5 protein-coding genes are annotated in these 11,998 nt (G+C 29.5%); all 5 read right to left on the bottom strand.

Translation table 11 applies throughout. The features are described from left to right. Positions 1 to 204: 204 nt before the first annotated feature. The gene (locus KI686_RS09000) at positions 205 to 2,004 is read right to left on the bottom strand and encodes an alkaline phosphatase (RefSeq protein ID WP_237588940.1); all 1,800 of its coding nucleotides are present in this window, start codon (positions 2,002 to 2,004) and stop codon (positions 205 to 207) included. Positions 2,005 to 2,010: 6 nt separating this feature from the next. Then, positions 2,011 to 3,123, bottom strand: coding sequence for an alkaline phosphatase (locus KI686_RS08995; protein WP_237588939.1), 1,113 nt, complete (start codon positions 3,121 to 3,123; stop codon positions 2,011 to 2,013). Between the two features lie 98 nt (positions 3,124 to 3,221). After that, entirely contained in the window at positions 3,222 to 4,967 is a 1,746-nt protein-coding gene (locus KI686_RS08990; protein ID WP_237588938.1) for a RagB/SusD family nutrient uptake outer membrane protein, read from the bottom strand. 11 nt (positions 4,968 to 4,978) lie between these two features. Then, the gene (locus tag KI686_RS08985; protein WP_237588937.1) at positions 4,979 to 7,948 is read right to left on the bottom strand and encodes a SusC/RagA family TonB-linked outer membrane protein; all 2,970 of its coding nucleotides are present in this window, start codon (positions 7,946 to 7,948) and stop codon (positions 4,979 to 4,981) included. A gap of 177 nt (positions 7,949 to 8,125) precedes the next feature. Next, positions 8,126 to 11,941, bottom strand: coding sequence for a two-component regulator propeller domain-containing protein (locus KI686_RS08980; RefSeq protein ID WP_237588936.1), 3,816 nt, complete (start codon positions 11,939 to 11,941; stop codon positions 8,126 to 8,128). Positions 11,942 to 11,998 lie beyond the last annotated feature (57 nt).

Below are 11,998 nucleotides of genomic sequence, written 5' to 3'. Positions count from 1 at the left end.
AGTTTTTGTTTAATTCAAATGAGAATTAATAAGTATTTATGTAACTTTTAAAAATAAATGATATTTATAATTATAAAGCTAATTTGTTTTGCACTTTATTATTACTTAATAAACATTGTCAGTTTGTGGCTTAAAAACATCTATTTTTAAATAAAAAACCCCAAACATATGTTTGGGGTTTTTTATTTAGTTTTGATTAAAAGCTTACTTATTTAATACTTTCATTATTTTATGAAAGACTTCATTATTTTCATAAACTCCTTGAAATTCGTTAGATTTAGCTCCGTAAGCAAAAATAGGAACCATAATAGCTGTATGATCATAGGAAGCAAAATAACCTTCTATTTGATGAGTTTTTACATTTCCTTGCGGAATGCTAAAGCCAGAAGTTTCATGATCTGCAGTAATAATAACCAGCGTTTCTGGGTTGTTGTCTGCAAAAATTAAAGCTTCTGTAATGGCTTTATCAAAATCTATAGATTCTGCTAAAATACCTGCAGTATCATTAGAATGACCTGCATGATCTATTTTTGCAGCTTCAATCATTAAAAAGAACGGTTTTTCTTTCTTTTTTAAGAAATCTAACCCTGTTTTTGTTGCTTCTGCTAAAACACTTCCTCTACCATCTGTAATAGATTTCATGCCATGTTCAGACATAAAAATTCCTACTTTATTTTCTGTAGATTCTTTTAAATCTGTAATGTTTTTAAGAATTTTAAAATGATCTGTAATGTTTGTGTTTTTAAAAGCAACAGAACCACCACCAATAAAAAGATTCAATTTACTGTTGATTAAGTCTTTAGAGATAACAGCGTCATCAGATCTATCTATAGCATGTGCATAAAAAGAAGCAGGCGTTGCACCTAAAATTCCATCGGTAGTAATACAAGCAGTAGAAAAACCTTGTTTATTTAAAATTTCTGTAATGTTTTTTAAAGGTTTTCTATCAACATCGGTACCAATAGCTCTATTATTTGTTTTTTCACCAGTTGCTAAAGCTGTACCTGCAGCAGCAGAATCTGTTGTAAAATCGTCTGCAGCTTGTGTTTTTATAAAGCCAATACTTTTTAATTGAGTTAAAGATAAAGCACCATTATTAGCCAATGCAGTAGAGGATATTTGAGCCAAACCATTTCCATCACCAATTAAAAGGATAATGTTTTTAACAGGAAAACCTTGCTGATCTTTGTTAAATGTTGGTTTGTAAACCTTAGAAAAAGTAGTAGAAGTTACCAATCTGTTAGGTAAAGATTTAAAATAACTAACACACTTAAAAGGATGATCTGTATTAATAATATCGACACCCATTTCTGATAAAACCCTCCAGGCTCTTTTAGAATCTGGGCTTGCCCAAAAACGAAAAGGTTTGTTGGTTTTATCGGCTTTTGCTAAAACATCAGCAACTCTTTTTTCATCATCATGTGTCAATCTTCCTTTTCCATTCCACTCAGAAAATTGTTTAAAATTTAAACTAACCATCGCAATTTTTTTCCAAACTTCTGATGAAACCTCAGTTTCTAATTCTTGATAATCAAAAAAGATAAAATCTGGATACTTTACATAATTTGAAGCTTTAGGTCTGTTGCCAGAAATAATAATTTTGATGTTTTTATTGTTGATTACTTTAGGGTGTTTTTCTAAAATTTCAACAAGTTTATTTAGGGTTTTAATAGCATCGGATTTAATATCGACTAAAAGGATTAATTGTTTGTCCTTTTTATACTCCATGTTAAAAACCGTTTCTATTGGTTTTAAGTATAAGGTTTCTAGGGTTTTAGACGCAGAAATATCCTCGTAATTATGAGCGACATATAAATGATTATCTTTTAGAAAAATATCTGCTTCAAAAGAAGTTGCTCCGTTTGCAAAAGCATTCCAAAAAGGTACAGATTGGTTATAATCATTATGAGAATGAATAATGGCTTCTTTTTGAGCCAAAATATTGTTGTTTAGACCTGTTAAAAAACAAATTAAGGCCAAAATTAGTTTAAAATTATATTTCATTATTTTTTATTTATGATGAATTGCATTTAGAATTTTATGGTAGATTTCATTGTTTTCATAAATTCCTTGAAAACGTTCTGAATCTTTTCCTTTTGCAAAAACCGGAATTAAAGTTCCGCTATGTTGGTCGTTATTAAAATTGATAGAAACGCTGTCTGCTTCTTCAGATCTTTCTCCTGTTTCTTCATCGATTACATAAGATTTGCCAATGCTAACACCACCAGTTTCATGATCTGCTGTAACAATTAAAAGCGTATTTGGGTGTTTTTTTACATATTTTAAAACAACACCAATTGTTTTATCAAAATCTAAAACTTCTTGTTTTAATAATTCGGCATCCATTGCATGACCGCCCCAATCTATATAAGAGCCTTCTATCATAAAAAAGAAAGGTTTTCCTTTTTCTGTAAAATAATCTAAACCTAATTGTGTAGCATCTTGTAAAAAACTATTTCTACCTTCTGTTTTAGAAGGTAAACCTTCTTCTGCTAATAAATATCCATTTTTTTTATTAATGTTAAATTTAGAGAGCTTAACTGAGTCTAGTTTATAGTTTTTTGCTAATAATTCTGAATACAAATCTTGTTTGTCCGTTCTTCTTTTAAAATGTTTTAATCCACCGCCAGCAAAAAAATCTACATTAGATTTTATAAAATCTAAAGCAATGTCTTCATGTAAATCTCTGTCTTTTACATGCGCATAAAAAGCAGCTGGTGTTGCATGTGTAATAGGCGTTAAACTTACCAAACCAGTTTGATAATCTTCTTTTTGTAAAGTTTCTAAAATGGTTGGTAAAGGCAAACTATCTTTAGACATACCGATGGCTCTTTTGTAAGTTTTTTCTCCTGTAGAAAAAGCTGTTGCACCAGCAGCAGAATCTGTAATTGTATGGCTTGTACTAGGCGTTTTTATAAAACCAATGTTTTTAAATTGTTCAAAATTAGGAGTGTCTTCACCAAAATAAAAAGCTGTAGAAATTTGTGCAAGTCCCATACCATCACCAACCATAAGTATAATATTTAAAGGCTCTTCTTGTGTGGTTTCTATATTGCTTTTTTTACAACCTATGTAAGAAATAGCTGTTAAGATTAGCAATATAATTTTTGTTTTTTTTATCATTCTTTTAAAAAATTGAAATGTTATTTGTTGTTATTTATAAAGAAAAGGGAGCTTCTTTGTTATAAGAAGAGCTCCCTTAAACATAAAACAATAAAAAACTAATAACCTTTATTTTGTTCTAAATAACCAGGGGTGTTAGAGGCACCATCTATTGCTACTTGTGGAATAGGGAATAACCTGTTATTTACGTCTGTATCTGTTTTTTCTGTCCAAGAATCTTCGTAATGGCTAAAACGTATTTGGTTGGTTCTTCTTAAACCTTCCCAATAAAACTCAAAACCAAGTTCTCTATATAAAATATCTATATCTATGCTAGAAAGTGCAGTTGGTAAAGGTTCTCTAGCTGTTCTAGAAGTTTTTACCATGTTTACATCTGCTAAAGCAGCTGCATTATCACCTTTTCTTAGTAGTGCTTCTGCACGCATCATGTAAATTTCTGCATAACGCATTAATACTAAATCTACACTACTATAATTGTTTCCGTTATTAGAGGTGTGGCTAAATTGATATTTAGAAACTCTGTAACCGGTGTGGTGTGCTCTTCCTTCGTTTGTAAAATCTACATTTAAAGTAAGGTTTACATAGTCTACATTTTTATCAGTACCATTTCCTTTTATTTGCTTTATAGGATAAATTCTGTAACCATCATCACAAGTATAAAAAGCACCGTTTTCATCTTTTCTAGCTGCCCAAGTTACACCTCTTAAAATACCTCTATCAATTTCAAAATCTTCTGCAGAAACACAGTAATAATGATCTTCATCATTTAAAGGAGAAAGTCCTGTAAGGTCATCTAAACCATAAGCAACTTCTTGTGTGTTTTTTTGAAGAAATCTTGGGTCTGCATCTGCAGGATCTGTGCTACCATACGCATTTACCCAAGTTTGGTAAAAATCGGATGTAATTGCTGGTCCGTCTGTACCATCTGCGCTTGTATACTCTGGTCTTGGAAACATAGAACCTGGTAAAGACCAATATGCCCATCGGCTATGTTCATTCTTTAAAACACCTCTTTGATCTAAAGCAAAGATAAGTTCTGGATTACTGTTGTTGTCATCATTAAATAAATCGAAATATTCTGGTGATAAAGAAAATTGACCAGAGTTGATAATGTTGTCTGTATACTCAATAACTTTATCCATATCTTCTGTTGTAAAATTAGGAGTTCCGTAAGGATCTCTATAAACAGCAGCATTTAGATTTAATCTTGCTAAAAATCCCCAAACTGCAGCTTGTGTCATTCTACCAGGACCTTTGTCTGTATTTATTACATCAACAACAGATAATAATTCGCTTTCTATATAATCGATAGCATCTTGTCCTCTTAAAATTTCTGAATTTACATTAGAAGATTCTTTTTTAAAAGCCAATCCCCAGCTATCTAAAGTTAACATGTTTAAATATGCTCTTAAAGCCTTCATTTCATATAAAGCGCTTTCTGCTTCTGTATTACCTTCTTCTGCCATTGGTGTTAAAACCTCAATTGCAGTTACGGTTCTAGAGATATTTATGGTAAGCTCTGTCCATGCACTTTTAACTAAATCGTTTGTTGGTGTAATAGAATGTGTGTGTGCTGCTAAAAATTTACCACCATCGTACCAATCGGTTCCACCTCTGTAAGGTAAAATAGCTTCATCACTCGGTATTAATTGTAATCCGTAATAATTGGTGTGTCTCCACGTCCAAGCAATTTGTCCGTATGCAGGTGCTATAGCACCGCTAATAGCTTCTGCTTGTCCGCTACCAGATAAAGATTCGTCTAAAACTTCTTCTTTTAAATCGCTACAGCTAGATAAAAATATTAAGCTAATTGCAAGTACTGTATTTTTTATTCTATTTTTCATTTGTTGTCTTATTAAAATTCTACATTTAGACTTAAAAGGATTGTTCTACTTTTTGGGTAACTGAAATAATCGATACCAAAAGTTTGAATACCACCAACAGGGCTTCCTGTATTAATTTCTGGATCGAAACCACTATAATCTGTAATAACAAATAGGTTTTGCCCAGTAATTGATAGGCGAAGATTTTTAATGTTATCACCAAGACCTAATGCTTCTGATGTAAAATTATAACCTAAAGTAGCGTTGTTTAATCTTAAGAAATCTCCATTTTCTAAATACCTTGTAGATACTAAATTAGAGTTGGTTGCAGATTCATCTAAATATTCTATTGCTCTATCTGTTGTGTTAAAAGAGTTAGCTAAGTTACCTTTGTTAAATGAAGACATGGCAACGTGGTTATATATTTTATGACCACCAGCTCCGTTAAAGTTTAGTCCTAAATCAAAGTTTTTATAGTTAAAGTTTAAATAGAAAGCGTAGATATAATCAGGTAAAGCGTTACCCGCAACAATACGATCATCATCTAAAATTTCTCCGTCGTTGTTAGAATCTGCAAACTGATTTAAACCATCTGCACCAATACCTATAAACTCTTGAATGTAAAAAGCTCCGATAGACTCTCCATTTAAAACTCCGTTAATAGTAGCACCTGTTTGTCCTGAACCTTGAGCTGAACCAGTTGTTAGTATTTTATATGGCGAGTTATTTACTTGGTTTTTAGTAATTGAAATATTACCACCAATGTTGTAAGAAAAATTATCATTTACATAATTATTGTAATCTAAGGCAATTTCTACACCTGTATTTTTTATTTCCATATTAGGAATGTTTGTCCAGTAACTAGAAACAGGAACAATTGGATCTGTAGGAGAAACCTCTAGTAAAATATTATCTGTTACTTTATTAAAATAATCTACAGTACCAGTTAATTTATTATCAAACAAACTAAAATCTAAACCAATATTGGTTTGTGTAGAAACTTCCCACTGAATATTTGGGTTTGCCAAACGTGTAAATATAGATCCGTAAGGGTAACCACTTAGATCAGAAGCACTAGAATCTAACGGATAGGTGTTGTTATCTGTATTACTTTCTGTATAACTTGCTTGAGTTATTTTAGAAGGAATTTCTTGACTACCTGTTTGTCCCCAACTTGCTCTTAATTTTAAGTTATTGATGTAATCTGAATTTGCTAAAAAGCTTTCTTTACTGATGTTCCATCCTAAGGCAACAGAAGGAAAATATCCGTATCTATTGTTTTCTCCAAATTTAGAAGATCCATCTGCACGCATTGTTGCAGTTACCAAATATTTATCGTCTAAAGTATAATTTACTCTACCAAAAAATGACTGTAACTCATTTATAGTTGCATACGCAGATTGTATTGTTTGCTGATTTGCAGTTTCTAATTGGTATCTTGGCTCTACACCATTATCAGGAAAACCTTCTAAATAAAATTGTTTCTGACTTACTTCTGTTTGTTGATATGAATGCCCTAATAAGAAAGTAAAACTACTTTTTTCTTTATATAAGTTATACGTTAACGTGTTTTCTACAAGCGTATTACTGTTTTTTGTTGTAGCTGTATTTACACTACCTAAAGTTGTATTCGTTTCTGTAGCATAAGGCATGTATTGTACATCTCTTTCTGTAATAGAATAATCTACACCAACGTTTAATTTGTAAGTTAAACCATCTATAATTTGATAAGAAGGAGAAATATTTGCTAAAATTCTGTTATTGTTTGTATAGTCTCCATAAATAGTTTCTTCTATAAAAGGATTTAAAATATCATTACTTAAATTTCCTTTTAAAACGCCATTTTCATAAGGAGAATCTGTAGGATTTAAGCTTAACATTTTACCAACTACAGAGCTAGAGTTTGGTCTTGTATTATCTAATTTAGTAGCTGTTAAATTAAAAGTTACATTTAATTTATCATTTATAGCTTTTTGAGTTAAGTTTAAACGGCCAGAGTAACGTTTTAAATTACTGTTTCTTAGAATACCTTCTTGGTCATCTACTCCAATAGAGGCAGCATAAGAAGAGTTTTCTGTACCACCACTCATAGAAAAGTTGATGTTTTTAGATACAGCAGCTCTTGTTAGCTCATCTTGCCAATCTGTAGCCGCTCCTCCATCAATTAAAGTACCATTTACAGCGTTTACATTTGCTCTAAATTCATCAGCAGTAAAAACATCAACTTTATTAGCCAATGAAGAAAAACCACTAGAAAGAGTTAAGTTTATTTTTGTTTTACCTTTCTTTCCTTTTTTGGTTGTAATTACAATTACACCATTTGCAGCTCTAGAACCATAAATTGCGGCAGAAGACGCATCTTTTAAAACCTCTATACTTTCTATATCTTGCGGATTTATAAAGTTTAAAGGATTAGAAGCAACGCCGTTACCAGAATTATCTAAAGCAAAACCATCTACAATGTAAAGTGGAGTAGTACCAGAACGTAAACTACCAACACCTCTAATAACAACATCTTGTGTTGCACCAGGCTCTCCACTAGAAGAAGATACATTTACACCGGCAACTTTACCTTGTAATAATTGTCCTGCATTTGCAACTACACCTTTGTTAAAATCTTCACTTTTTACAGATGAAATTGCACCTGTTACATCAGATCTTTTTTGAGATCCATAACCTACAATTACCACTTCATCTAAAGAGTTTGCTGTTTCTTGTAAACTAATTTGTAAATTTTGATTGCCAGAATAAGCAACTTCTTTTGTTTGGTATCCTAAATATGAAAATATTAAAGTACCTTTTTCTTGGTTTAATTCAATAACAAAATTACCATCAAAGTCTGTTGTTGTACCTTTGTTTGGTTGTCCTTTTAAAACAACAGAAACATTAGGTATTGGTATGCCATCTGCATCAGAAATCACGTTTCCTGATACTTGAACTTGCGCATTAGTATAAGATAAGCAACTTATGGCAAGTACTAATAATAAGTAAAATTTTTTCATTTAATTTAAGTTTTTGGTTGACATAAAAGTAGTCTGCCAAAAACCCTATTAGTGGTGTTTTTGTTTCTGTAAGGTGGATAAAACGTTCAAATTGGTATAAAAAAGAAACAGATTAGGTGTGCTTTTGTTACAGTAACAATTCGCTAACATTAAGAAAATCCTATAGTAACAAAGTAATTAATTAAATTGTTCTTTAAATTCTTTAGGACTTTTACCAAAATGCTTTTTAAATGCTTTACCAAAGTATTTAGGATCGTTATAACCGCACTCAAAACTAATTTCTGAAATGTTTAATTTGTTAGCTTTTAGTAAAACCTCTGCTTTTTGAAGTCTTAAAGACATAATTACATCAGAAGGAGATTGTTTTAAGTTTTCTTTAAATAATCTGTAGCATTTTACTCTAGAAATATCTAATAAGTCTACTAGCATTTCTACATTAAAGGCAGCATTATGTATTTCACTTTTAATAATTTCTAAACTCTTTTTTAGTAATTTATCATTGGCAGTTAATACTTGATCTTTGTTTGTTAAAATGTCAAATATTTTTTGTTGAAATTGATTTTCTTCTGTAGAAATTTGTTTTTTATTGATAAGTGAATCCATTTTTTTATGAATAAAAGATTCGCTTGCAGGTAGCTGTATTAAAGTGTCTATGCCAAATTCTATAGACTGCTCTCTTAATTCGTAATTGATGTCTTCGGATATGTATATTAAAGGAATCTTTTTTCTTTGTATTTCATCAGAATTATTTAGAAAATGTAAAAGTTCTTTAGAAAAATTTACTTGATATAAAACAATGATATTAAAAGAAATCTGTTTTGTGGCAGAATTTAAATTACTTGCAGTGTTTTCGAAAATTAAATTGTAATTATTATGCTCTAAGATTTGATTTGCAGTTGTAAAATTTTCTTCATCACTAAAAATTAAAACATTTTTTTTATCGTTAGATAAATTTTCTTCTTCTTTAAAATATTTCCAAGAAATGGTTTCTATTTGCTTGTTATTTGTATCAATAGAAGTAACAGGTATTTGTAAAGCAATTTTAAATTTAGATTTTAAGTCATTATTATTAAACTCGCCTTTTAAATCAATCAATAATGTTTGCAAGGCTTTAAAATAAGGGCTGTAATGTAAAACACTATACCAGTTGTTTATTAAAAGACTACTATTAGAAGCAATTTCTATAATTAATTTAGAGTTTTTATAATTAATATTTACATCTAATTTGCTTCCTTTATCTGAGTATTTACTAATGTCATTGAATAAGTATTGCAACATTAATCTAAAGCGTAAAACATCAATTTCTACCCAATTAATATTGGTGTCAATGTTAAAATTAAAATCAACTTTATTATTATGTAAAGACTTTTCTAATTTACTGATACTTTTCTTTAAAACCGGAAATAGATGAACGGCAGATATTTTTATTGGACCAATATTTTTGATGTGACTTAAGTAGTTCCATTCTGAAATTAGCGTGACTAATTTATTGGATTCTTGAAGAATCTCTTTTTTGTTTTCTGAACTATCAGCTAAAGAATTTGTTTTTTTTATAATTTTAGAAATAGGATCTTGAAATTCTGATAAGACAAAAGTTTTAAATTTTTCTATTTCAAAATCTTCGTTTTTTAAATTGTTGTGTAGTTCTAGTAATTTTTCTTTTTGAAGTAAAATTTCTTTATTTTTTTCATCTAACTTATTATTAATGGTTTGTAAGTCTTTTTTTTGATTTTCAATAACTTTTGTTCTCTCTATAATTTTATTTTCTAACTTTTTTTGCTGTGCAATAGCAGCTTTGTTTTTAACGTAAATAAATAGAATTGCGCAAATTAAAATTAATGTAGTTAGTAAGATGTAAAAAAGAATAGTTTGGTAAAATGGTTTTTTTACTTGTAAAGAAAAAAGAAGTTCAGTTTTGCCATTTTTACCTTCTTTAGCTAAAAAAGTATACTTGCCAGAAGTAAGATTACTGTAACTTATTTCATTATTAACGTTTAATAAAATCCAATTATTATCGTGTCCTTCTAATTTGTAATATATTTTTTTTTCAATTTTTAAAGGAAAACAAATTGGTACTAAATCTATGTCGATATGATTTTGATTGTGTTGTTTTACAATATTAGAATCAAAATTCTCATTATAATCTACCAATAATTTAAGTTTAGCTTTAGTGTTATTAAATTGAATGTTGTTAGGGTTAAAATAATTTAAACCATTAATTCCGCCAAAATATAAATCTCCTTTTGCGTCTTGATAATAAGCACCTTCAGAAAACTCAGAAACTTGCCAACCACCTTTTGGATAAAATGCTTTTACAGCAAAATTATTTTTATTGATAACAGCAATACCTTTTGTTGTGCTAACCCAAACTTCTTTATTATTGGTTAAAATACCATAAACTAGCTGACTTGGTAAGCCTTCTTTTTCTGTAATGTTTTTTATGATGCCTTTTTCTTTATCAAAAACACTTAAACCGCCCAGAGTTGCTACCCAATAATAACCAGTGTGTTTATCTTTATAAACAGCATAAGTACTATTGCTTAAAATACCTTTTTGAGTATTAATGGTTTGTAGTTCTCCATTTTTTAAATCTATTAATTTTACTTTTTTATTATTAGAGTTTACAATTTTTTCTTCTTTATGGTAGTTAGAAAGTTCTTTTTGTACTTCAATTGTTTGTAGCTTTCCTTTACTGATGTTTAATATTTGTAATCCATTGTTTTCAGTGGCTAAAATGAGTTCATTATCTAAGAATTTTAAATCTCTTATATGATATTTTGTTAGTAATTCTTGTCCATTAAAAGCTTCAAATTTATTGTTGTCTAAATTAAATTTAGCAACACCTCCCCAACAAGCAATCCATAATTGTTTTTTATCATCTTCATAAATAGAATAATTACGATTATTAGGTAATTTTAAATAATCATCTGCATTGTATAAAATATAAGATCCATTTTTCATTATTTTAATAATACCTGCATAAGTTCCTACCCAAATTGTTCCATCAGAAGCAGTAAATAAAGAGCGAATACGTTTCCAATCTGGTTGATGAATGGCTTCTTTAATGATAAATTTCTTGTAATTTTTAGACTCAGAATTATAAGAATATAGTCCTTTTGTATAATAACCTAGCCAAAGTTTACCATCTAAACCTTTGGTAATTGCTCGTAATGTTTCGTTAGGAATGTTTGGCGATTCTAAAGGATGAGGTGAAACAGAAAGAATTTTATCAGAATTAGAATAAGCCATACAAATTCCGCCATCTTTTGCGCCCAGCCAAATGTTGCCAAAAAGATCTTCGTGTAAAGTTTCTATTTCGTTGCTGTTAAAGCTTGTAGAAGAGTAAGGGTCTTTTAGGTAGTTTTCTATATGGTAATTATTGGTTTTGTCTAATTTATTTTTAATGATAAATAAGCCATTTTTAAGAGTTGCATACCAAATATTACCAGTTTTGTCTTTTAAAACATCATTAATAACAAGATGCGGATACCTGAGTAAGAGAATGTTTTTTAAAGTTGCTGTTTCAGAAACATCATTTGTTTTTTCGGATTTTATAAACTGACCAGAAATAAATTCGTAACAATTAATTGACGTGTAGACTAAAATGTTACCGTTTTTAGAAATAGAAATATCAGTTGGCTTTTCTTTAAAAGTGAAGTTTTTAAATTTTTTATTACCTATATATCTGCTAATTTTTTTATCCTCAGTAATAATCCATATTCTGCCTTTTATATCCCTTTTTATTTTAGTGATAAAATTACCTGCAATGGTGTTTTTATTATCTATGTCGTTTTTAAAGATGGTAAATTTGTAACCATCAAAATAATTTAAACCATCCCAAGTAGCAATCCATAAACCACCATTAATATCGTTTTCTATATCTCTTACAGAATTATTAGAAAGACCGTTGTTTACTGTAAAGTTTTCAAATTTAATTTCTTGTCCAAATGTTTGTATTAATATAAAAAAAACGATGTAGGTTACTCTTGTCATGCTGGGTTTTTTAACCTACAAGCGTACAATAGTAAGTTTACTTAAACATAAATGGAG

The sequence above is a fragment of the Polaribacter sargassicola genome, assembly GCF_021991835.1.
Lineage (GTDB): Bacteria > Bacteroidota > Bacteroidia > Flavobacteriales > Flavobacteriaceae > Polaribacter > Polaribacter sargassicola.
The sequence above is the reverse complement of the archived record's forward strand: the minus strand, read 5'-3'. Positions and strand labels throughout refer to the sequence as shown.

Excerpts from the sequence above, each read along its gene's own strand:
- KI686_RS08980 (WP_237588936.1), bottom strand. The coding sequence starts at position 11,941 with ATGACAAGAGTAACCTACATCGTTTTTTTTATATTAATACAAACATTT.
- KI686_RS08995 (WP_237588939.1), bottom strand. The coding sequence starts at position 3,123 with ATGATAAAAAAAACAAAAATTATATTGCTAATCTTAACAGCTATTTCT.
- KI686_RS08985 (WP_237588937.1), bottom strand. The coding sequence starts at position 7,948 with ATGAAAAAATTTTACTTATTATTAGTACTTGCCATAAGTTGCTTATCT.
- KI686_RS09000 (WP_237588940.1), bottom strand. The coding sequence starts at position 2,004 with ATGAAATATAATTTTAAACTAATTTTGGCCTTAATTTGTTTTTTAACA.
- KI686_RS08990 (WP_237588938.1), bottom strand. The coding sequence starts at position 4,967 with ATGAAAAATAGAATAAAAAATACAGTACTTGCAATTAGCTTAATATTT.